The 22,492-nt window shown below is 64.0% G+C and carries 14 protein-coding genes and 1 pseudogene; 6 read left to right on the top strand and 9 right to left on the bottom strand.

All coding sequences use genetic code 11. The features are described from left to right. The 9 genes and pseudogenes from NKH21_RS05040 to NKH21_RS05000 form a co-directional block, all read right to left on the bottom strand. Window positions 1–3,372 carry a transglutaminase family protein gene (locus NKH21_RS05040; RefSeq protein ID WP_352664439.1) on the bottom strand — a complete coding sequence of 1,124 codons (3,372 nt, stop codon included), beginning with the start codon at window positions 3,370–3,372 and terminating at the stop codon, window positions 1–3. 438 nt (window positions 3,373–3,810) lie between these two features. Next, on the bottom strand, window positions 3,811–5,001 hold the full coding sequence (locus NKH21_RS05035; protein WP_352664437.1) for an acyl-CoA dehydrogenase: 1,191 nt from the start codon (window positions 4,999–5,001) through the stop codon (window positions 3,811–3,813). A gap of 562 nt (window positions 5,002–5,563) precedes the next feature. After that, window positions 5,564–7,870 carry a Tex family protein gene (locus NKH21_RS05030; protein ID WP_352863296.1) on the bottom strand — a complete coding sequence of 769 codons (2,307 nt, stop codon included), beginning with the start codon at window positions 7,868–7,870 and terminating at the stop codon, window positions 5,564–5,566. A gap of 119 nt (window positions 7,871–7,989) precedes the next feature. Further along, complete coding sequence (locus NKH21_RS05025) at window positions 7,990–9,171, bottom strand: serine hydrolase domain-containing protein (RefSeq protein WP_352863294.1); 1,182 nt, start codon at window positions 9,169–9,171, stop codon at window positions 7,990–7,992. A 104-nt stretch (window positions 9,172–9,275) separates the two neighbouring features. Further along, window positions 9,276–10,310: an ABC transporter substrate-binding protein gene (locus tag NKH21_RS05020; RefSeq protein ID WP_352863292.1), complete on the bottom strand. Its 1,035-nt coding sequence runs from the start codon at window positions 10,308–10,310 to the stop codon at window positions 9,276–9,278. 22 nt (window positions 10,311–10,332) lie between these two features. Next, the gene (locus NKH21_RS05015; protein WP_352664429.1) at window positions 10,333–11,133 is read right to left on the bottom strand and encodes an ABC transporter permease; all 801 of its coding nucleotides are present in this window, start codon (window positions 11,131–11,133) and stop codon (window positions 10,333–10,335) included. Continuing rightward, window positions 11,126–12,046: an ABC transporter permease gene (locus NKH21_RS05010; RefSeq protein WP_352863290.1), complete on the bottom strand. Its 921-nt coding sequence runs from the start codon at window positions 12,044–12,046 to the stop codon at window positions 11,126–11,128. The genes NKH21_RS05015 and NKH21_RS05010 overlap by 8 nt, the downstream gene beginning before the upstream one ends. Further along, entirely contained in the window at window positions 12,046–13,140 is a 1,095-nt protein-coding gene (locus NKH21_RS05005; protein ID WP_352863288.1) for an ABC transporter ATP-binding protein, read from the bottom strand. Before NKH21_RS05005 ends, NKH21_RS05010 begins: the two co-directional genes overlap by 1 nt. Before the next feature lie 140 nt (window positions 13,141–13,280). Beyond that, a pseudogene (locus NKH21_RS05000) lies at window positions 13,281–14,947 on the bottom strand (amidohydrolase). 142 nt (window positions 14,948–15,089) lie between these two features. Here NKH21_RS05000 and NKH21_RS04995 point away from each other — a divergent pair. The 6 genes from NKH21_RS04995 to NKH21_RS04970 all read left to right on the top strand — a co-directional run bounded on the left by NKH21_RS04995 (window position 15,090) and on the right by NKH21_RS04970 (window position 21,984). After that, window positions 15,090–16,121 (top strand): histone deacetylase family protein, encoded by a 1,032-nt coding sequence (locus tag NKH21_RS04995; RefSeq protein WP_352863286.1) that lies wholly within the window; start codon window positions 15,090–15,092, stop codon window positions 16,119–16,121. A gap of 233 nt (window positions 16,122–16,354) precedes the next feature. Next, window positions 16,355–17,998, top strand: a complete 1,644-nt coding sequence (locus NKH21_RS04990) for an MFS transporter (protein ID WP_352863284.1) — start codon at window positions 16,355–16,357, stop codon at window positions 17,996–17,998. 137 nt (window positions 17,999–18,135) lie between these two features. Continuing rightward, a complete protein-coding gene (locus NKH21_RS04985) occupies window positions 18,136–18,996 on the top strand; it encodes an FAD binding domain-containing protein (RefSeq protein ID WP_352664417.1) in 861 nt (286 codons plus the stop codon). Further along, on the top strand, window positions 18,996–19,478 hold the full coding sequence (locus NKH21_RS04980; protein WP_352664415.1) for a (2Fe-2S)-binding protein: 483 nt from the start codon (window positions 18,996–18,998) through the stop codon (window positions 19,476–19,478). Before NKH21_RS04985 ends, NKH21_RS04980 begins: the two co-directional genes overlap by 1 nt. Next, a complete protein-coding gene (locus tag NKH21_RS04975) occupies window positions 19,475–21,739 on the top strand; it encodes a xanthine dehydrogenase family protein molybdopterin-binding subunit (protein ID WP_352664413.1) in 2,265 nt (754 codons plus the stop codon). The genes NKH21_RS04980 and NKH21_RS04975 overlap by 4 nt, the downstream gene beginning before the upstream one ends. Then, window positions 21,739–21,984 (top strand): MoaD/ThiS family protein, encoded by a 246-nt coding sequence (locus NKH21_RS04970; RefSeq protein WP_023675441.1) that lies wholly within the window; start codon window positions 21,739–21,741, stop codon window positions 21,982–21,984. Before NKH21_RS04975 ends, NKH21_RS04970 begins: the two co-directional genes overlap by 1 nt. Window positions 21,985–22,492: the final 508 nt, after the last annotated feature.

Genomic DNA, 22,492 nt, shown 5'->3' with positions numbered 1-22,492 from the left:
TCAGAGTCTTTGCGGCCGCCGAAGGTCAAGGGTCATCGGGAAATCTTCAGAGGCTTCTTCGTGGCGCAGCACATAGCTGGACGGCGTATGGCCACGTGGCTCGAAGCGGGCGAGCCGCCGCGCCTCCGCTTCGTTGCCATTGACCGGGAACGTGTCGTAGCTGCGCCCGCCGGGATGTGCCACATGGTATACGCAGCCGCCGACCGCGCGGCCCGACCAGCGGTCATAGATGTCGAAGACCAGCGGCGTGTTGACCGGCAGCGCCGGATGCAGGCCCGACGCCGGCTGCCAGGCCTTGAAGCGTACGCCGGCCACCGCGATTTCTCTGTTGTCGGTCACCTTCATCGGCACGACGCGGCCGTTGCAGACGACGGCGTGACGCTCCGGGTTGAGCCCCTCGGTCTTCACCTGCAGCCTTTCGACGGAGGAATCGACAAAGCGCACGGTACCGCCGATCGCGCCTTGCTCGCCCATCACATGCCACGGCTCGAGCGCCTGCCTGAGTTCCAGCTTGACGCCGGCGTGCTGGACCTCGCCGCAGAACGGGAAGCGGAATTCGAGCTGGGCGTCGAACCATTCCGGACGGAACGCAAAGCCGTTCAGCTTGAGGTCGTCCAGCACATCGAGAAAATCCGCCCAGACATAATGCGGCAGCATGAAACGGTCGTGCAGCGAGGTGCCCCAGCGCACGAAGCGGCCATCGAGCGGGTTCTTCCAGGCCCGGGCGATAATGGCGCGCACCAGCAATTGCTGTGCCAGGCTCATGCGCGCGTTGGGCGGCATCTCGAAGCCGCGGAATTCGACCAGCCCGAGCCGGCCCGTCGGCCCGTCCGGAGAAAACAGCTTGTCGATGCAGATTTCCGAGCGATGGGTATTGCCCGTCACGTCGGTCAGAAGGTTGCGGAACAGCCGGTCGACCAGCCACGGCAGGGGTGCCGCGCCCTTGTCCGGATGCGGCACCTGCGCCATCGCTATCTCGAGTTCGTAGAGCGAATCATGGCGTGCCTCGTCGAAGCGCGGCGCCTGGCTGGTCGGGCCGATGAACAGGCCGGAGAACAGATAGGACAGTGACGGATGCCGCTGCCATTGCAGCACCAGGCTCTTCAACAGGTCGGGGCGGCGCAGGAACGGACTGTCATTGGGCGTGGCGCCGCCGACGACGACATGGTTGCCGCCGCCGGTGCCGGTGTGGCGGCCGTCGATCATGAACTTGTCGGCGCCAAGCCGCGTCTGCCGCGCCTCTTCGTAGATCGCCGTGGTCGTCGCCACGCAATCCTGCCAATTCGCGGCGGGGTGGATATTGACTTCGATGACGCCGGGATCGGGTGCGACGCGGATGACATTGAGGCGCGGATCGTGCGGCGGGCCGTAGCCCTCGATGTGCACCGGCAGGCCGATCGCCTTTGCCGCGTTCTCCGCCGCCGCGACCAGTTCGAGATAGTCCTCCAGCGCCTCGACCGGCGGCATGAACACACAAAGCCGTCCGTCGCGCGGCTCGACCGAAAGGGCGGTACGCACGGCGCCGCCGATCTCGGTGATCTCCTGTTCGACACGGTCTTGCTGGCCGGTAACGGCCGTGAAGGATACCGCCTGCTGGCATCGCGCGATCTCGTCGGCGCCTTCCAGTTCGGCCGGGGCGGGCGAAGAAGCAGCACCGGGCAAGATCGCCTCGCGCGCCGGCAATGGTCCGCGCGGCAGCGATGGATCGACCGGCACGATATAGGGGAACTGCGCCGGCGGCACATAAGGCAGCGTGCCGAGCGGCAGGCGGTAGCCGACCGGCGAATCGCCGGGCACCAGGAACAGCCTGCCGCGCCGCGTCTTCCACTTCTCCGAGCGCCAGCGCGGTCCGGACGCCTGGCTGTTCCAGCGCTGGACAGGCAGCACATAGCCCGACGGCTTGGTCAGCCCGCGTTCGAACACCCGCGCCATGCGGCTGCGCTCCTCCGGATCCTCCAGCTTCGAATTGGAGGGATCGACATTCCCCGGCAGCTTGCCTTCCTTCAGCAGCCATTCAGCCGGATCCTCATAGGCTTCGCTGACCATCGTCTTGTCGATGCCGAGTTCGTCGGCAATCGCCGTCAGCAGGCTCTCGGCCTGCTTCGGTCCGACATCCGCCTCGCTCTTTTCATGTGCGATCAGCGACGGGTCGCTCCACACCGGCTCGCCGTCCGTGCGCCAGTAGAGCGAGAACGTCCAGCGCGGCAGGCTTTCGCCGGGGTACCATTTGCCCTGCCCATAATGCAGGAAGCCGCCCGGCGCGAAGCGTTCGCGCAGCCGGCGGATCAGTGCATCGGCCTTTTCGCGCTTGGTTGGCCCGACGGCGGCGGTGTTCCACTCTGCAGCCTCGAAATCGTCGATTGAGACGAAGGTCGGCTCGCCGCCCATGGTCAGCCGCACATCGCCGGCCTGGAGCGCGGCATCGACCTGGACCCCCAGCGCGTCCAGCGCCTTCCAGCTCTCGTCGGAGAACGGCTTGGTAATGCGCGGATGCTCGGCGATGCGGTCGACCCTCATGTCGAAACCGAACTCGACATTGGCGAAGCTCGCCATGCCGGAGATCGGCGCGGCATTGCGGAAATGCGGCGTTGCCGCGAGCGGCACATGGCTTTCGCCGGTGAGCAGGCCGGAGGTCGGATCGAAGCCGATCCAGCCGGCGCCCGGCAGATACACCTCGCACCAGGCATGGAGATCGGTGAAGTCGACGGCTGTGCCAGCCGGTCCGTCGAGCGCGACGAGGTCGGGTTTGAGCTGGATCAGATAGCCCGAGACGAAGCGCGCGGCGATGCCGAGGTTCCTCAGTATCTGCACCAGGAGCCAGCTGGAATCCCGGCACGACCCTTTGCCGGCCGCCAGCGTTTCCTCGGGCGAGAAAACGCCGGTTTCCATGCGCACGATATAGGCGATCTCGCGCTGCAGCCGCGCATTGAGGTCGACGACAAAATTGACGGTATTGGTCGGGTGGCGCGCGATGGTTTTCAGGAATGCCTCCAACAGCGGCCCCGCCGGTTCGGGCGTACGGTAGATGGTCAGATCATCTCTGATCTCTTCGGGGTATTCGAACGGAAACGTCTCGGCCGAGGGCTCGACGAAGAAATCGAACGGATTGTAGACGGTCATGTCGGCAACGAGGTCGACTTCGATCTTCAGTTCCGTCACCGGTTCGGGGAACACGAAGCGGGCCAGGAAATTGCCGTAGGGGTCCTGCTGCAGATTGACGAAGTGGTTTGCCGGCCCGACCTTCAGCGAATGGCTGAGCACCTTGGTGCGGGAATGCGGCGCAGGCTGCAACCTTATGACTTGCGGGCCCAATATGACCGGCCGGTCGTATTTGTAGTGGGTCAGGTGATAGACGGCTGCCAGAATTGCCATGGTGCCCCTGAAGTCGGCGTTTCAAAAGGAGTTCGCTGAACCCTGACACGAATGCTGACCATTCTCCAAGCAGAGATGTTGCGCTGCACCTAAATTAAGCAGCTTCACAGCCTCACGAAACGGAGCGCCGACCCTGGGATTCCGCAGCGTGGCGGCACGACGTTGCAACGCTGCAGAGCCGAAGGCCGGCGGGTCAGCACCGGGCGCTTCCCGCCGATATCGATGATCGGCAGCATACGCGATGCTTGGTCGAAAAGAGCTGAAAAGAAAACCCGCCTCGGTGGGCGGGTCGTCGGTGCCAATTAGCACTATAACCAAATTAGTAGCATAGCTGCCGGCACAAAGCAAGAACAAAATATGGCATGGTCGACGGAAAGTTGGCGATCTCCGCTTTGCGGGAGGAGATGCCAGCACCTTGGAGCGGAGAACACCTGAACCCTAAAAGAACGCCTGCAACCCTGTCTGCGCCCGCCCGAGGATCAGCGCATGCACGTCATGCGTGCCCTCATAGGTGTTGACGGTTTCCAGGTTCTGGGCGTGGCGCATGACGTGGTAGCCGATCTGGATGCCGTTTCCGCCATGCATGTCGCGGGCCTGGCGGGCGATGTCGAGCGCCTTGCCGCAATTGTTGCGCTTGACGAGCGAGATCATCTCCGGCGCCATCTTGCCTTCATCCATCAGCCGCCCGACGCGCAGGCTGCCCTGCAGGCCCAGCGCGATCTCGGTCTGCATGTCGGCGAGCTTCTTCTGGAAAAGCTGCGTGCCGGCCAGCGGCTTGCCGAACTGCTTGCGGTCGAGGCCATACTGGCGGGCGCGGTGCCAGCAATCTTCCGCCGCGCCCATGGCGCCCCAGGAGATTCCGTAGCGCGCGCGGTTGAGGCAGCCGAACGGTCCTTTCAGACCCGAGACATTGGGCAGCAGCGCGTCCTCGCCGACCTCGACGCCTTCCATCACCACTTCGCCGGTGATCGAGGCGCGCAGCGACAGCTTGCCGCCGATCTTCGGCGCCGACAGCCCGTTCATGCCCTTTTCCAGCACAAAGCCGCGAATCTCGTTGTCATGCGCGGCCGATTTTGCCCAGACGACGAACACGTCGGCGATCGGCGCGTTGGAAATCCACATCTTCGAGCCGGAGATCCTGTAGCCGTTCGCGGTCTTTTCGGCCCGTGTCTTCATGCCGCCCGGGTCGGAACCGGCATCCGGCTCGGTGAGGCCAAAGCAGCCGATCCATTCGCCCGACGCCAGCTTCGGCAGGTATTTCTTGCGCTGTTCTTCCGAGCCATAGGCGTGGATCGGATACATCACCAGCGACGACTGCACGCTCATCATCGAGCGATAGCCGGAATCGACGCGTTCGACCTCGCGCGCGACCAGCCCGTAGGTGACGTAGTTGGCGCCGAGCCCGCCATATTCCTCGGGGATGGTGATGCCGAGCAGACCCGCCTCGCCCATTTCGCGAAAGATCCCGGCGTCGGTCTTTTCCTCGAGATAGGCTTCCTCGATCTTCGGAGCGAGCTTGTCGGCGGCAAACGCCGCGGCGCCATCGCGCACCATGCGCTCGTCCTCCGAAAGCTGGTCCTCGATCAGGAAAGGATCATCCCAGACGAATGCGTTCTTGTCGGCGGCCATGGCTCTCGGTCTCCCAAACTCATGCATGTCGCCCAAAGCTTGCCCGCGGGCCTGACCCGAGGGTGTCCGGCAGCTTGGAGATAACGACATGCATCGAAACAGAAATCTTGAAACGCGCGGCTTATCGGCTCCCGTCCTGAAAAAATCAAACGAAATAGCGTCGCCGATCCATGAGCATTGGTGATGGATCATCAATGTCGGGCGGCGCCTGGCTGCTCAGTCGCGTCTAAAATGTTTTCGCTTCGGAGCTCGAAGCAAGAGACCCTCAAACACAAAACCCGCCGCGTTGGCGATTGGCGAAAGCCGCAGCGACATCCGATCTCCCCCCTTGCGGGGGAGATGTCCGGCAGGACAGAGGGGGGTGGGAAGGATCGCCAACTTCAGCCATTCCCAACCAGAAGCCTGAGGGCGTGGCTGTAATTGGTTGACAGGTCGGCGGGACAGCACCCCCCTCTGCCCTGCCGGGCATCTCCCCCGCAAGGGGGGAGATCAGCAACTTCGCCGACGGCGCCTCGACAATTGCCCTGTCGAGCGCTTAGCTTTTGTCTGAAGCGATCGCCTGCTACTTCCGCTTCAACGCATCGGCCAAAGCGGCGCCGAACGCGCCCTGCTGCGCCGGCCGCTCCGGCTGGCGTTGGGGCGCCGGCGCGCGCGGCACCGGCCTGTTGCCATTGTCGCGCGGTGCGCCACCGTCACCGTCTTTGCGCATCGACAGGCCGATGCGCTTGCGCTTGATATCGACGTCGACGACACGCACCTTGACCACGTCGCCGGCCTTGACCACCTCATGCGCGTCCTTGATGAACCGATCGGCCAGTTGCGAGACGTGCACCAATCCGTCCTGGTGTACGCCGATATCGACGAAGGCGCCGAAGGCCGCGACATTGGTGACGGTGCCTTCAAGCTGCATGCCGGGCTTCAGATCCTTGATGTCGTCGACACCATCGGCAAAGGTCGCGGTCTTGAAACCGGGGCGTGGATCGCGGCCGGGCTTTTCCAGCTCCGCCAGGATGTCACGCACCGTCGGCAGGCCGAAGCGCTCATCGACGAAGACGCGCGGATCGAGCGCCTTGAGTGCGGCGCTGTCGCCCATCAGCGAGCGAACGTCGCGCCCGCAGGCGGCGACGATCTTTTTGGCCACGCCATAGGCTTCCGGATGCACCGCCGAGGCATCGAGCGGTTCGCTGCCGTTGGGAATGCGCAGGAAGCCGGCGCATTGCTCGAACGCCCGGGGTCCAAGGCGGGAGACCTTCAACAGTTCGCGGCGGCTGGCGAACGGGCCGGCGGCATCGCGATGCGCAACGATCGCCTCGGCCAGCGATGCGCCGAGACCCGAAACCCGCGCCAGAAGCGGCGCCGACGCCGTGTTGAGGTCGACGCCGACGGCATTGACCGCATCCTCGACCACCGCTTCCAGCGAGCGGCCGAGGCGGTACTGATCGACGTCGTGCTGGTACTGGCCGACGCCTATCGACTTCGGCTCGATCTTGACCAGTTCGGCGAGCGGATCCTGCAGGCGCCGGGCAATCGACACCGCGCCGCGCAGCGACACGTCGAGGCCGGGAAATTCCGCTGCCGCCGTTGCCGAGGCGGAATAGACCGAGGCGCCGGCTTCGCTGACGATCACCTTGAGCGGCTTCGGCCCGGACCCGGCAGGCATATCGGCCAGCATGTCGGCGACCAGCCTTTCGGTCTCGCGGCTGCCGGTGCCATTGCCGATGGAAATCAGCTCGACCTTGTGCAGCCGGATGAGCTTGGCCAGTTCGGCCTGCGTGCCGCGGACATCGTTCTTCGGCGGAAACGGATAGACCGTCGTCGTCGCCAGAACCTTGCCGGTGCCGTCCACCACCGCCACCTTGACGCCGGTGCGGATGCCGGGGTCGAGGCCCATCGTCGGCCGCGAGCCGGCAGGCGCGGCAAGCAGCAAATCCTTGAGATTGCGGGCGAAGACATGGATCGCTTCTTCCTCGGCCCGCTCGCGCAGATCGCGCATCAGATCGAGCGTCAGGTGCAGCGACAGCTTTATGCGCCAGGTCCAGCCGGCGACCTCCATCAGCCAGCGGTCGCCCGGCAACTGGCGGCCGATGGCGTAGGCTTCTGCAATCATCCGCTCGACCGGCTTCACCGGAGAGGCATCGTCGGCATCGACTTCGATGTCGAGCGACAGCACCTCCTCGTTGCGGCCGCGCAGCATGGCCAGCGCGCGATGGCTGGGCACGTTGGCCCAGCGCTCGACATGGTCGAAATAGTCGGAAAATTTCGCGCCGGCCTCCTGCTTGCCATCGACGACGCGCGAGCGCAGGAAGGCGCGTTCCTTCATATAGGTCCGCAATCTGCCGACCAGATCGGCATTCTCGGCGAACTGTTCGGACAGGATGTCGCGCGCTCCCTCGAGGGCCGCCTTGGTATCAACGACGTCTTCGCTGATGTAGGCCAGCGCCAGCTCGGCGGGCATGGCCGTACGGTCGGCGAGAATAGCTTCCGCCAGCGGGCCCAGCCCACGCTCGCGCGCGATCTCGGCCTTGGTCCGGCGCTTCGGCTTGTAAGGCAGGTAGATGTCTTCGAGCTCGGCCTTGGTGACGGCCGCAGCGATCTTTGCCTCGAGCTCTTCGGTCAGCTTGCCTTGCTCACGGATCGAACCAAGGATGGTGTCGCGGCGCGCGTCAAGCTCGCGCAGATAGGCCAGCCGCTCGGCAAGGTCGCGCAGCTGCGTGTCGTCGAGGCCGCCGGTGACCTCCTTGCGGTAGCGCGCCACGAACGGCACGGTCGCACCGTCGTCGAGCAAGCCGATCGCCGCCGCGGCCTGTTCGGGCCGCGCGCCGATCTCGGCGGCTATGATGGTTGCGATGCGCTTGATGTCGGATGCCATGTCGTACCTGTCGCTGGTCGAAACGAGCAGCGACCATAGGCGCAGAGCACCGATGCGCCAACTGCGCCATTTTCAACCCGGCGAGAGGTCCACAGGAAAGGTCGGCTGTCTGGATCGGATCAGACCATCCGGCTCAGCGCCTCGAAGAACGAAACCATATCCAGATCGAGCGGATCGTCGACCGGCAGCGGCTGCGACGACATCTTTGCGATTACCATTTCGGCCTTCGGATTGACGTAAAGCCACTGGCCGTGGATGCCGATGCCGCAGAAGGCGCCGCTTGCCGCGCTCGTCTGGTACCATTTGCTGCGGTAGCGGCCACGCGGAAACAGGAACGCCATCGTGCCGCGTTGCCAGGCCTCGGCGTCACCGCCTGTTTCGGTCGTGTCGCGCACCCAGGCTTCCGGCACGATACGGCGGCCATTGGCTACGCCGCCTTGCCGCATCATCTCGCCGACCCGGGCGAGGTCGCGCGGCGTCACCGAAATGCCGCCGGCGGTGCGCGCCGTGCCTTCCATGTCGACCGTCACGGAGGCATCGCTGACGGCGCCGAGCGGCGCCCATAATTTTTCGCGCATCAGATCGGCGAAGCGCTGGCCTGACGCGCGTTCGAGCAGGATGCCGAGCAGGTCGGAATTGGGCGAGCGGTAGCGGAACGTCCGGCCATGCGGCTCGGCCAAGCCCTGCAGCGTCATGAGGAAAGTGGCCAGGCTCTCGGTGCCCCCGCCTGGATTCCACAGCATGGCGCGGCGATAGCGGGCGAATGCGCTTTCCGGATCGAGATAGGCCTCTTCGAAATCGAGGCTGACACTCATGTCGAGCACGTGCCGCACACGCGCATCGCCATAGGCCGAGCCGGCGGCTTCGGGCAGATAGCGGCTTACCGGAGCCTGCGGATCGAAAAGCCCCTCGCCTTCCAAAATGCCGGCAACAATGGCGGTCAGCGACTTGCTGATCGAAAAGACGATGTGGCGCGCCCCGAACTCCATATGCGGCGCGAACCAGTCGCCGACGAATTTACCGCCTTTCATGATCGTCAGCGCGTCGGTGTCGGAGCGCTTGAGAAAAGCCGCGATAGTCTCCGCGCCGCCTGCAAGAGCAACCTTTTCACGAAGTAGCCCGCCGAAATCCTGCGCCGGCGCCTCGCAGCTGCCCGGCTTTGCTGCCACGGCAGCGCTCGGCACCAGCTCGCCGGCATTCTGGAACGACCACCGGCTGAACGGGCTTTCCCGCCAATTGCCGAGCAGCACCTGCTTGCGGGCAAAGCCATACCTGGTCTCGAACGCGGTCATGCCGGCCATAGGCGCTTCCTTCGGTCTTTGGGTTCTGGGCGAGCGCCGCGGCGATGGCTTGCACGGCCGATCGCCGGAAAAACCCGGCGGCAATGCCGCCGGGTTGGGCCGGGTTACTTCTGCAGTTCGGTCCAGATCTTGCTGTAGATGTCCTGCACCGCCGGGGAACACAGTGTCTGCAACTCGCCGCGCGCCTTGACGGCTTCCGGGATAATCACCTCCGGCGCGTCCTTCATATCGGCCGGCATGTACTTGTCCGAACCGGCAATGCCGTTGGCATAGCGGTGGAAAGCCGACAGGCCGGCGGCGTTCTCCGGATCCATGATGAAGTTCTGGAACAGCTTGGCGTTCTCGACGTTCTTAGCTTCCTTCAGGACCATGACATTGTCGCTCCAGAGACCAAAACCTTCCTTGGGATAGAAATAGTGGATCTTGGGGTTCGCCAGCCGCTGGCGCAGGGCCGATCCGTTCCAGTCGCTTGTCGCCTTGAAATCGCCGGCGCCCATCTTCTCGATGGTGTTGTATTCCATCGCGATCCAGTTTGGCTTCGCGGCAACCAGCGTGTCACGCACCTTCTTCAGCGTTTCCTTGTCGCTGGCGCATTGCGCGCCGCCGACATATTTGGTCGCCGCGAACATGACGTCGTTCATTTCCGGCACGACGTTGACCTTGCCCTTCAGTTCATCGGGCGTGTTGAAGATGATGCCCCAACTGTCCGACGGCCCGTTGTAGACATCGGTATTCACCACGATGCCTACCGTGCCCCAGGCCCACGGCACGGAATATTTGCGGCCGGGATCGAAATCGGGATTGGCCCATTCCGGCGCCACGTTCTTGAAGTTCTCCATCTTGCCCGGATCGGTTTCCTGGACGAGGCCTTCCTTGATCCAGATCGGCACGAAGGTCTGTGAGGGCACCGCGATGTCGAAGCCGGTGCCGCCCTGACGCACTTTGGCGAGCGCGGTATCATTCGAATCGTAGTCGGTGATGGTCACCTTGATGTTGTATTTTTGCTCGAACTTCTTGATCACGTCAGGGCTGGTGTAGTTGCCCCAATTGTAGATGTTCAATTCGCCGTCGGCGCGAGCCAGGCTCGTCGAGGCGAGCAACGCCAACCCGATGGCGGTCGCTGTTGTCTTCCAGTTCATGTTCTAACTCCCATTTTCATGCTCAGTCCCGTTTCCTGCTGATGAAGAAAAACAACGTCACGATGGCGACCGACAAGAGCAGGAACACGGTCGAAATCGCGTTGATTTCAGGCGTTATGCCTCGGCGTATCTGGCCGAGCATGTAGGTTGGCAACGTGTCCTGGCCGCCGGATTTCACGAACTCGGTGATGACAACATCGTCGAGCGAGATGACGAAGGCCAGCATAAGTCCGGCCAGGATGCCGGGCCACAGCAGCGGCAACGTGATGCGCCTGAACGTCCGCCATGGCGTCGCGTAGAGGTCGGCCGCAGCGCGCTCCAGCGTAAGATCCATATTCTCCAGCCGCGCCCGGATCGGCAGATAGGCAAAGGGAATGCAGAACGCCGTATGCGCGGCGATCAGATAGCCAAGACCCGAATAGCCGGTGAATATCTTTATGCGTGAAAAGAAGATCAGCAGCGCCACGCCGGTGACGATCTCGGGCACCATCAGCGGCTGGTTGATCGCAGCATATTTGAAAGTCAGGCCCGGATAGGCTGCCGTGCGAGTTGTCGCGAGCGCCGCCATGGTCGCCGCGATGGTCGCAAGGGTCGCCGCGATGGTGCCGATCTGGAAGGAACGCAGCGTGGCGTCGATCACCTGCGTATTCTGCCAGGCCGACTGGAACCATTTGAGCGAGAAACCTCCCCATTCGGATGTCGAAGTCGCGGCATTGAAGGCATAGACGACGAGTATGACGATGGGCAGGTAGAGCACGACGAAACAGGTCGCGGCGATCGCGGTGAATCCTGGCTGATGCTTGATTTCGAAGCTTCTAGCCATGGCGCACCTCCGACCGACCGGCATTGCGCACATAGGCAAGCAGCGCCACCATGACGATGATCATGACGGCGATCGACAGCGCCGAGCCGAGCGGCCAATTGCGGCCTTGCCCGAACTGCATCTCGATCAGGTTTGAGAGCATCATGGTCTTGCCGCCGCCGAGCAAGATGGGCGCAACATAGGCGCCGAGCGCTGGGATGAAGACCAGGATCGAGCCAGCGATGACGCCGGGCTTGACCAGCGGGAAAATGATGCGTCTCAGTACCTGAAAGCGCGTCGCATAAAGATCGTAGCCAGCTTCGACCAGGCGGAAATCCAGCTTCTCCATGCTGGCATAGATCGGCAGCACCATCAGCGGCAGATAGACATAGGCCATGCCGATAAGGATCGCTGTGTCGGTGAAGAGTATCTGGATCGGCGCCGAGATGATGCCGAGCCTGAGCAGCACCGTGTTGATCAGACCCTCGTTGCGGATGATCTGCAGCACGGCGAAGGTGCGGATCAGCAGGTTGGTCCAGAACGGTATGGTGATCAGGAACAGCCAGAGGTCGCGCGTCTTCTCGCTGCGCGTTGCCATGAAATAGGCGGTCGGAAAACCAAGCGCCAGGGTGGCGAGTGTGGTCACGACGGCAAGCTTGATCGAGCGCCAGAAAATGGTGACATGGGCAGCGGCGAGCGAAAGCGTGTCGTCGAAGATGTCGCGTTCCATGAACACCGAAATCCACGCCTCCGGCGAGAATTGCCACTTCACATCGCCATAAGCGCCGGGCGCCAGGAACGAATAGACCAGCACGATCAGCAATGGGCCGGTCGCTGCCAGGAAGATGATCAGCAGGGCCGGCGCCGACAGCAGCCAGCGGTCGCGGATGTCGCGCCGTTCGGCCGCTTTGGCGACTTCTTCCGCGCTCGCCATCAATCCCTCAGCACTTGCGCGGCATCGTTGCCGATCGAGACGCCGACCTTGTCGCCGCGCTCGAAACCGCAGCCTGCGCTGCGCGTGTTCTGCTGGCGCACGGTGAAGGCTTCGCCGCTGTCCAGTTGGACATGAATATGCGTGTCGGTGCCGAAATAGACGATGTTTTCGACGGTTCCGGAAAGATCGCCCTTGCCGCCGGTCAGCTTTGCATGTTCCGGCCTGACCACCAGGGTGGCATTCGCCTTCGGCTGGAAGCCCTCAGCCACCGTCGCGTCGATCGTCGCGCCGGATTTTAGTGTCGCGCGCGCCTTGCCATTGCCGATGCCGGTGATGGCCGCGGTCAGGAAATTGGTTTCGCCGATGAAGTCGGCGACGAAGCGCTCGGCCGGCTTGTCATAGATGTCCCAGGGCGTGCCGACCTGCAGGATCTTGCCGGCCGACATCACCGCGATGCGGTCGGACATGGTCAGCGCTTCTTCCTGGTCGTGGGTGACGAAGATGAAGGTGATGCCGGTCTGGTGCTGCAGCCGTTTCAGTTCGATCTGCATCTCCTTGCGCAGCTTGTAGTCGAGTGCCGACAGCGGCTCGTCGAGCAACAGCACTTTTGGCTGCGGCGCCAGCGCGCGCGCCAGTGCCACGCGCTGCTGCTGGCCGCCGGAGATCTGGCTGGTGCGGCGGGCACTCAGCGCCTCCATCTTGACCAGCTTCAGCATCTCGGCGACGCGCGCCTTGATTTCGGCTTTTGGCTTGCCCAGCATCTCCAGGCCGAAGCCGATATTCTCGGCCACCGTCATATGCGGGAACAGCGCATAGGACTGGAACACGGTGTTGACCGGCCGCTTGAACGGCGGCAGCGGCGCGATGTCCCGGCCGTGCAGCAGGATTTCGCCTTCGCTGGGAAAATCGAAGCCGGCGATCAGCCGCAGCAGCGTCGTTTTTCCGCAGCCCGACGGCCCCAGCAGCGTGAAAAACTCGTTCTCGCGGATCGACACCGAAACTGTGTCGAGAGCGGCGACTTGTGCGTCCCCGGTACCGAACACCTTGCGGACGCCGCGGACCTCGATTGCACTCTTACCCGGTTGATCCGGCACGCATTACCCCATTTTCATGTCCGCTCTTGATGGCGGATCCAGTTCCCATTTCGATTGTCAGCATATGCCGGTCGGCTTGGCAACCATGCATCTGGACCTCGGTTCAGAACGCAAGCCTCATGCCATAGTCAGCGCCACCATCAACCCTGATAAGTGATCTTGCCGCCGCAGATGGTGCTGACCGGATGCACCTTGTGTAGCAAACCCGGTTCAGTTGCTTCGATATCGGCCGACAGCACCACCAGATCGGCCAGATAGCCTGGTTTCAGCCGGCCCTTACGGTGCTCCATGAATTCGGCATAGGCGCCTTCGACCGTATAGCCGGCAAGCGCTTCCAGCAGCGAGAAGCTCTGGTCGGGGTCGCCCTCTGCCCAAGGCTTGCGCAGCACCGCCGCCTGAATGCCCAGGATCGGGTCGACCCGCGACACCGGCCAGTCGGAAGCGAAGACGACATGCGCGCCCGCCTGCTTCAGCGTCCGCCAGGCATAGCTCAGCGGCCATCTTTCGCGGCCGATGCGCGAAAGCGTCGGCTCCAGCGGGAAGTCCATGGCGCCGGGCGGGTGCGGCGGCTGCATCGAGGCGATGACGCCGAGTTCGGCGAAGCGCGGCACGTCGGCGGCAGTGGTCACCTCGATGTGCTCGACCCGGTGCCGGCTGTCGCGCCTGCCGTTCTTCCGCCGCGCCGCCTCGTAACCGTCGAGGACCGCGCGCACCGCGCCATCGCCGATCGAATGCACGGCGATCTGCAGGCCGCGCCGGTCGGCCTCCACCGCCACCTCGGCTAAATGCTCCGGCGTGAACAGCGGCTCACCGCGCCAGCCCGGCCGGTCGGCATAGTCGCCGACCATGACCGCGGTCCAGCCTTCCAGCACGCCGTCGTAAAACATCTTGACCATGCCGGACGACAGCCATTCCGATCGGTAGGCGGAAGCCATCCTCGACGCTTTTTCCAGCATGTCCAGCGTCATGAAGTTCTTGAAATGGAAAGGTATCTTGGTGCGGCAGAGCAGCCGGCCTTCCTGCTCCAAACCGGCAAGCAGTTCGAGCTGGTAGAGGTTGCCGTCCATGTTCTGGATCGAAGTGATGCCGTGGCGGGCGCACCATTCCAGCCCGCAATGCAACAGGTCGCGATCGGCCGCGACTTCGGCGGGGGAGGGATACGGGTCGGGCTCGCCGCCTGTCGCAAGGCCGAGCCGAACGCGGTTCTGCCCGGAGAGCTCGAGGATAGGCCCGAACGCCTCGCCCTCGCGCAATTCGCCGGCCGCCAGGCCGTCGGCGCCCATGACGATCTCGTTGCCGGGACCGAGTTGCTTGCCGTGCAGGATGCCAGCCAGTTCCAGCGCCTTGGTGTTGGCCCACATCGTGTGGTGATCGGAAGCCGACATGGCGAACGGCCGATCGGCGATGATGCGGTCGAGATGATGGCGGGTGACCGGCTCTTCCTTGGAAAGGATGGTGTAGTCGACGCCTGCCCCAAGCAGCAATTTGGCGTTCGGCCGTGCCGCCGCATAGGCGCGGATCGCGTCGCTCAGCGCATCGAAGCCATGCACGCCCTGAAGGTGCAGATTGTCGAGCTCGGCCGCGCCGCCGAAAGATGCATATGCGCTTCGATGAAGCCCGGCACCACCGACCCGCCTTGCGCATCGATGATCTTCGTGGCCGGCCCTTTCAGCGCCTCGATCGTCCGGCGATCGCCAACCGCCAGGATGTTGCCGCCCTTTATCGCCACCGCCTCGGCCGTCGGATTGCCTTCGTCCATGGTCAGCACACGGGCATTGGTGACGATCAGGTCGGCATTTGAACTCATGATTACCCGCGGTTCGGTTGAGCTGCCGGCAGGCTAGACGACCGGCTGCCGGGCCAGCAAGCCATGGCTGGTTGGCCCAGCGCCTTGTGAAAGGCAGTGCAGGACGGTTAGGGTCGCCGCGTCTCACCACGGAAACAATTTCATGAAGACTGTTTTTTCGCCTCTCCATGCCAGCCATGCCGGCAATGTCGAATTGATCGCCGGCGCCATCGTGCCGGCTTTTGAAAAGCCTTCGCGCGCCGAGTTCATCAGGGCGCGGGTGGAGAGCGAGAAGCTCGGTCCGATCCTGCCGCCGGAAATCCACGACCTCGCCGCCGCCGGGAAGGTGCATGCCAGCGACTACATCGATTTCCTGCCGACCGTGTGGCCGCTCTGGGAAGCCTCCGGCCGCAGCGGTTCGGCCATTCCCTTCACCTGGCCGACGCGCGGCCTGCGCGGCGACGTGCGCCCGAAAGGCATCGATGCGCTGCTCGGCTTCTACTCCTTCGACGGCGGCGCGACGTTCGTCAAAGGCACATGGGACGCCATCAAGTCGTCCTATGACGTCGCGCTGACCGCCGCCGCGCTGGTCAAGGCCGGTGAGCCTTCCGCCTTCGCGCTCTGCCGCCCGCCGGGGCACCATGCCGGGGCGGCCTTCATGGGCGGCTATTGCTTCATCAACAACGCCGCCGTCGCCGCGCAATGGTTTCGCGACCATGGCGCCGCGCGCGTTTCGATCCTCGACGTCGACTATCACCACGGCAACGGTACCCAGGAGATCTTCTACCGCCGCGGCGACGTTCAGGTGCTGAACCTGCATGGCGATCCGATGACCGAATATCCCTTCTTCCTCGGCCATGCCGACGAACGCGGCGAGGGCGACGGCGAAGGCTTCAACGACAATTACCCGATGCCCTTCGGCACCGGCTGGGAGGTGTGGAACGCCTCGCTCGAGGACGCTTGCACGAGGCTTTCGGCTTATGCTCCCGACGTCGTCGTGGTGTCACTCGGCGTCGACACGTTCGAGAAGGATCCGATCAGCCAGTTCAAGCTGAAAACCGGCGACTATCCCAGGATCGGCCGCCGCATCGCCAGGCTCGGCCTGCCGACGCTGTTCGTCATGGAAGGCGGCTACGCCGTCGAGGAGATCGGCATCAACGCCGTCGGCGTGCTGACCGGCTTCGAGGACCGCTAGAACCGGCGGCGCCTGGCAATTACATGGCAGCGCGTGGCAAGCGGTGCCGCCGGCCTGACCGGCCGCTCCGCCTGCAAAGGCACGCGCTGACGGTCCGCTATCTTGTTGTTGGACCATGATGTTTTTCCAGAATGCGTTCGCCCTTTGCGAAATGATGTTCTATTTTTTGAATCCTTGGCTTGAGGGGCCGATTCATCGGAAGAACAAACGCATTTGAGCCCGGGAAAGCATTTATGAACGACGACACACCGGAAAGCGAAAGCGCCTCGGCGCTGGCGCCGTTCCGGCACGGCATCTTCCGGGCGGTGTGGTCCGCCAGCCTCGTCTCCAATTTCGGCGGCCTGATCCAGGGCGTTGGCGCCGCCTGGATGATGACGACGATCGCCACCTCGTCCTACCAGGTGGCATTGGTCCAGGCCTCGACCACCTTGCCGATCATGCTCTTCGCGCTGCTGGCCGGCGCCATCGCCGACAGCTTCAACCGGCGCAAAATCATGCTGATCGCGCAGATCTTCATGCTCGTCGTCTCGGCTCTTCTGACCGTCTTCACCTATCTCGACCTGATGACGCCGTGGACGCTGCTCGCCTTCACCTTCCTGATCGACAGCGGCACCGCGCTCAACAGTCCGTCCTGGCAGGCTTCGGTCGGCGACATGGTGCCTCGCACCAAGGTGCCGGCGGCGATCGCGCTCAACTCGATGGGCTTCAACCTGACGCGCAGCGTCGGCCCGGCGATCGGCGGCATCATCGTTGCCGCCGCAGGCGCCGCCGCGGCCTTTGCCGTCAACACACTGAGCTATGTCGGCCTCATCGTCGTGCTGGCCCGCTGGAGGCCGGAATTGCCGGCATCGACCTTGCCGCGCGAGACGCTGGGCGCCGCAATGGGCGCCGGCCTGCGCTATGTCGCCATGTCGCCCAACATCGGCAAGGTGCTGGTCAGGAGCTCGGCTTTCGGCTTCAGCGCCGGAGCGGTCCTGGCGCTGCTGCCGCTGGTCGCGCGCGACGTCGTCAAGGGCGATGCCTTGAGCTACGGCATCATGCTAGGCGCTTTCGGCATCGGCGCCGTCGGCGGCGCGCTGACCAGCGTCAGGCTGCGGCAGCTGCTGTCCAGCGAAACCATGGTGCGCATGGCATTTGCCGGTTTCGCTGTCTGCGCCTTCAACGCCGCCGTCAGCAATCATGCCTGGCAGACGTCGCTCGGCCTGCTGGTCGGCGGCGCCTGCTGGGTGATGGCGCTGTCGCACTTCAACGTCACCGTGCAGATGTCGACGCCGCGCTGGGTGGTTGGCCGTGTGCTTTCGGTGTACCAGACCGCGACCTTCGGCGGCATCGCGCTCGGCAGCTGGGTCTGGGGCGTCGTTGCTGACGCGCATGGCGCCGAAGTCGCCCTGATGGCGGCCAGCGTCGCCATGCTGGCGGGAGGCGCCATCGGCCTGCTGCTGCCGCTGCCGCAGCAGGCTGTGCTCAACCTCGACCCGCTCAACCGTTTTCAGGAGCCGCATCTGGCGCTTGATCTCAAGCCGCGCAGCGGCCCCATCGCCATCATGATCGAATATGTCATCCGTAACGAGGACGTACCGGAATTCCTCGCCACCATGGCCGAGCGCGGCCGCGTCCGCCGGCGTGACGGCGCCCGCAACTGGACGCTGGCGCGCGACCTCGAAAATCCCTCGATATGGATCGAGCACTACCACACGCCGACCTGGGTCGAATATATCCGCCACAATCGGCGCGCAACCTACGCCGACGCGGTCATCGGCGAGCGTATAAGGGCCCTGCACAGCGGCAACGAGCCACCCCGTGTCCGCCGCATGATCGAGCGCCCGACAACGGCCGGCACGGCGCTGGTGATGCCGAAGGGGCCGATCGAGCATTAATGGCTAGCGGTGTGTCCAGTTGGACGGGCAAATGAAATTGCGCCGCCTGGCCCAATCCGCGAATGCACGAACGGGATGGCCATTGCGGAGAGACGGTTTATATCAGTTGATGTGACTATGACCACTAAGGGGAGACGATGCGTTACATACGTCCGCTTTCAATTGAAGACGCCGCCGGCCTGTTGGCCGGTTCAGCCGGCACGGCCGCCATCCTCGCCGGAGGCAGCGACCTCTTGGTGAGAATGAAAGGCGGCTTTATCGAACCCGACCTGATCGTCGACATCAAGGCGATCGACGGGCTTGGCGAGATCAGGGAAACAGCCGAGGGCTTCAGCATCGGCGCGGCGGTCCCCTGCGCCGTGCTGGGCGAGAGCAAGGCCCTGAAGAACGCATGGCCCGGCGTCGTCGAAGCAGCGAACCTGATCGGCTCGAAGCAGGTGCAGGGACGCTGCACCATCGTCGGCAATCTGTGCAACGCCTCGCCCGCCGCCGACAGCGTGCCGGCGCTGGTAGCCGCTGGCGCCAAGGCGGTGGTCGTCGGCCCGGGAACCAGGCGCACGATTGCCGTGGAAGCGGTACCGACTGGGCCGGGCAAGACGTCGCTGGCCAAGGGCGAGATCATCGAGGCAATCCTGCTCGATAAACGTCTGCCACGTTCGGGCGATGCCTATCTGCGTTTCATTCCGCGCACGGAGATGGACATCGCCGTGGTAAGCGCCGGCGTGAACCTGACGCTCGATGAGCAAGGTCGCGTCAAATCCGCCCGCCTGGCGCTGGGCGCCGTGGCGCCGACGGTGATTCTGGTCGAGGAGGCCGCCGAGGTTCTCATCGGCTCCAGGCTGGATGAAGCCACGCTGGAGAGGCTCGCCAAGGTCTGCTCGGGCGCCTGCCGCCCGATCGACGACAAGCGGGGCACTATCGAATTCAGACGGAAAGTTGCGGGTGTGCTGGCCAAGCGGGCCGCCACGACCGCCTATGCACGCGCAGGAGGCAAATGATGGCTGGTGTGGCAGTATCAACGACAATCAACGGCGACAATGTCGAGTTCCTTTGCCAGCCGGACGAGACGCTGCTTGACGTCCTGCGCGATCGCCTGGGGCTGACGGGCGCCAAGGAAGGCTGCGGCACCGGCGACTGCGGGGCCTGCAGCATCATCCTCGACGATCGGCTGGTGTGCTCGTGCCTGGTGCTCGGCGCGGAAGCCGAGGGCCGGCACGTCGAGACCATCGAGGGCATGGCGCATGGCGACAGGCTGCATCCGCTGCAGCAGAAGTTCCTGGAACACGCCGCACTCCAATGCGGCATCTGCACGCCGGGCTTCCTCATGGCGGCCAAGGACCTTTTGGCCAAGAACCCCGATCCGACCGAGGAGGAAATCCGTTTCGGCCTTGCCGGGAACCTCTGCCGCTGCACTGGCTATGACAAGATCGTGCGTGCCGTTCAGGACGCCGCCAGCGTGATGAAGGGAGCGCACGCATGAATTTCGATCCGCGTTACTCCGGGCGCAATTTCACCTCTGTCGGCACGCGCCCCATCCGTCCCGACGGCGTCGACAAGGTGACGGGCCGCGCACGCTATGGCGCCGACTTCAACATGGCCGGGCAACTCGTCGGGCGCGTTCTCAGAAGCCCCCATGCGCATGCCACGATCAGGAAGATCGACACGTCGAAGGCGCAGATGCTTCCCGGCGTCAAGGCCGTGATCACCGCGGCCGACCTGCCCGACCTCACCGACGGCGATGCCGCCATGTACGACATCCTCGACAACTGCATGGCGCGCAAGAAAGCGCTCTATGACGGCCACGCCGTGGCCGCGGTCGCTGCGGTCGATGCCCGCACGGCGAGGCAGGCCCTGAAGCTGATCGAGGTCGACTACGAGGTGCTGCCGCATGTCACCGATGTCGACGAGGCGATGAAGCACTCCGCACCCCTGGTCAACGACGCCATCTTCACCGAGGGCCTCGAGGAGAAGCCCGTCAAGCCTTCCAATGTCACCAAGCGCACCCAGTATGGCCATGGCGACATCCACCAGGGTTTCGGCCAGGCCGATTTCGTCGTCGAACGCTCCTTCAAGACCGAGCAGACACACCAGGGTTACATCGAGCCGCATGCCTGCGTCGCCAATGTCAGCTCCGACGGTACCGCGGACCTGTGGGTCTGTACGCAAGGCCATTTTGTCTACCGGCAGCACTGCGCCCAGCTACTTGGCATGGAAGCCTCGAAGCTCCGCGTCACCTCGTCGGAGATCGGCGGCGGTTTCGGTGGCAAGACCCATGTCTGGGCCGAGCCGGTAGCGCTGGCGCTGTCGCGAAAGGCCGGCCGGCCGGTCAAGCTGGTCATGACACGCGACGAGGTGTTCCGCGCCTCCGGCCCGACCAGCGCCACCTCGATCGATGTTCGGATCGGCGCCCGCAAGGACGGCACGATCACGGCGGCAGAGGCGACGCTGCGCTATAGCTGCGGCCCCTATGCCGGCATGTGGGCCGAGATCGGCGCCATGACGGCCTTTGCCTGCTACAAGCTCGAGAACGTCAAGACGGTCGGCTACGAAGTGCTGGTCAACCGGCCCAAGACCGCGGCCTATCGCGCGCCGTCGGCTCCGATGGCGGCGTTTGCGGTGGAAAGCGCGGTCGACGAACTGGCCAAGGAGATCGGCATGGATCCCGTCGAGTTCCGGATCAGGAACGCGGCGCAGGAAGGCACCAGATCCTCCTACGGACCGGTATACGGCCCGATCGGCATCGGGCCGACGCTGGAGGCGGTGAAGAACCACCCGCATATGAAGGCGCCGCTCGGCAAGAATCAGGGCCGCGGCATGGCCTGCGGCTTCTGGTTCAATTTCGGTGGCCAGACCTGCACCGACCTCAACATCGGCATGGACGGTTCGGTCTCGCTTGCCGTCGGAACCGTTGACGTGGGTGGTTCGCGCGCCTCGCTGTCGCTGGTCGCGGCGGAGGAGCTTGGTATCCCCTATGAGCAGATCAAGGCGGTGGTCGCCGATACGTCCAGCCTTGGCTACAACGACATGACGGACGGCAGCCGCGGCACCTTCTCCTCCTCGATGGCGACGATCTCGGCGGCACGCAATGCCATCAAGGTGTTGCGGGAACGCGCCGCACAGATGTGGGATATACCCGTCGACGATGTGGTCTGGGAAGAGGGTCACGCGATTGCCAAAGGCGCGACGCACGGTAACCTTTCGCCGCTGTCGCTGAAGGAGATCGCGGCCGCTTCCGGCAAGACGGGCGGACCCATCGCAGGCCATAGTGAGCTCGTCGCCGACGGCGCCGGCGTCTCCTTCGCCACCCATATCTGCGATATCGAGGTGGATCCCGAGACCGGCTCCACCAGGGTGCTGCGCTACACCGTCGTTCAGGACGCCGGCAAGGCGGTGCATCCGACCTATGTCGAGGGGCAGTACCAGGGGGGTGCCGCGCAAGGCATCGGCTGGGCGCTCAACGAGGAGTACATCTACGGCAAGGACGGGCGGCTGCAGAACCCTGGATTCCTGGATTACCGGATCCCGGTCTGCTCGGACCTGCCGATGATCGACACGCAGATCCTCGAGATCCCAAACCCCAACCATCCCTACGGGGTGCGCGGCGTCGGCGAGACCTCGATCGTGCCGCCGCTGGCGGCGATCGCCAATGCGGTGTCGAACGCCGCGGGCGTGCGCATGACGCACATCCCGATGTCGCCGCCGCGCATCCTGGCGGCGCTCGAGGCAGAACGGGAAGGCTGATGGTCGAAGTAACGCTCTGGGGATCGCTCGGCGCGATCGCCGGAGGCAAGAGCAAGGTCGAGATCGAGGCGAAGGATATTCGGGAGCTGTTCAGGAAACTGGCGGAACAGTATCCCGGCCTCGAGCCATACATCGATCGCGGCATCGCCGTCGCCATCGACGGGACGATCTATCGCGACACCTGGTCGAAGGAACTGCCGGAAGGGGCGGAGATTTTTCTGCTGCCGCGGTTGGCTGGGGGGTAGATGGGGACTACCCGCAGCTCAGGCATAATCCATGACGGCCTGCTCCTCGGGGATCTTCAAGCCCGTTCGATCTTCCGACGGACCGTGTAGTACAATGCGGGACGTGACATTCACTACTTAGCCGCAACTTCAATTGATGATTAGGTATATACGACGCAAGCTTAGTGCGAACCTCTGGGGCCAAAGCCGCGCCTAGATTCGCGTAGATGCGCGGATCCCGAATCCAGCCGTCCAGCGCATCGAGTGTTGTGTCGTCCAGCTTTCCACCCGAGAGAGAACGGGCCGCTATCGCGCGCTTCTCCAAGTCGCGGAGCACCAGATAGGCTGGCGACCCATTCCGCGGGGCCGGGGCCAGGAGAACCTCGGTTGCCGAAACAAGTCTCGATACTTTGGGGAAGTATGTACAAGGCAGTTCCGCTAGAGTGAACCGCCCCGGGTTGATCGGAGGCTCCAACTCCTGAGAAGGTGGAGCCATGACAAGCAAGACGACCAACAAGTTCTCTCCCGA

The sequence above is a fragment of the Mesorhizobium sp. M1329 genome (genome assembly GCF_040318035.1).
Lineage (GTDB): Bacteria > Pseudomonadota > Alphaproteobacteria > Rhizobiales > Rhizobiaceae > Mesorhizobium.
This window is presented reverse-complemented; position numbering and strand designations above follow the sequence as displayed.

Excerpts from the sequence above, each read along its gene's own strand:
- NKH21_RS05030 (WP_352863296.1), bottom strand. The coding sequence starts at position 7,870 with ATGGCATCCGACATCAAGCGCATCGCAACCATCATAGCCGCCGAGATC.
- NKH21_RS04990 (WP_352863284.1), top strand. The coding sequence starts at position 16,355 with ATGAACGACGACACACCGGAAAGCGAAAGCGCCTCGGCGCTGGCGCCG.
- NKH21_RS04985 (WP_352664417.1), top strand. The coding sequence starts at position 18,136 with ATGCGTTACATACGTCCGCTTTCAATTGAAGACGCCGCCGGCCTGTTG.
- NKH21_RS04970 (WP_023675441.1), top strand. The coding sequence starts at position 21,739 with ATGGTCGAAGTAACGCTCTGGGGATCGCTCGGCGCGATCGCCGGAGGC.
- NKH21_RS05020 (WP_352863292.1), bottom strand. The coding sequence starts at position 10,310 with ATGAACTGGAAGACAACAGCGACCGCCATCGGGTTGGCGTTGCTCGCC.
- NKH21_RS04975 (WP_352664413.1), top strand. The coding sequence starts at position 19,475 with ATGAATTTCGATCCGCGTTACTCCGGGCGCAATTTCACCTCTGTCGGC.
- NKH21_RS05015 (WP_352664429.1), bottom strand. The coding sequence starts at position 11,133 with ATGGCTAGAAGCTTCGAAATCAAGCATCAGCCAGGATTCACCGCGATC.
- NKH21_RS04980 (WP_352664415.1), top strand. The coding sequence starts at position 18,996 with ATGGCTGGTGTGGCAGTATCAACGACAATCAACGGCGACAATGTCGAG.
- NKH21_RS05010 (WP_352863290.1), bottom strand. The coding sequence starts at position 12,046 with ATGGCGAGCGCGGAAGAAGTCGCCAAAGCGGCCGAACGGCGCGACATC.
- NKH21_RS04995 (WP_352863286.1), top strand. The coding sequence starts at position 15,090 with ATGAAGACTGTTTTTTCGCCTCTCCATGCCAGCCATGCCGGCAATGTC.
- NKH21_RS05025 (WP_352863294.1), bottom strand. The coding sequence starts at position 9,171 with ATGGCCGGCATGACCGCGTTCGAGACCAGGTATGGCTTTGCCCGCAAG.
- NKH21_RS05040 (WP_352664439.1), bottom strand. The coding sequence starts at position 3,372 with ATGGCAATTCTGGCAGCCGTCTATCACCTGACCCACTACAAATACGAC.
- NKH21_RS05035 (WP_352664437.1), bottom strand. The coding sequence starts at position 5,001 with ATGGCCGCCGACAAGAACGCATTCGTCTGGGATGATCCTTTCCTGATC.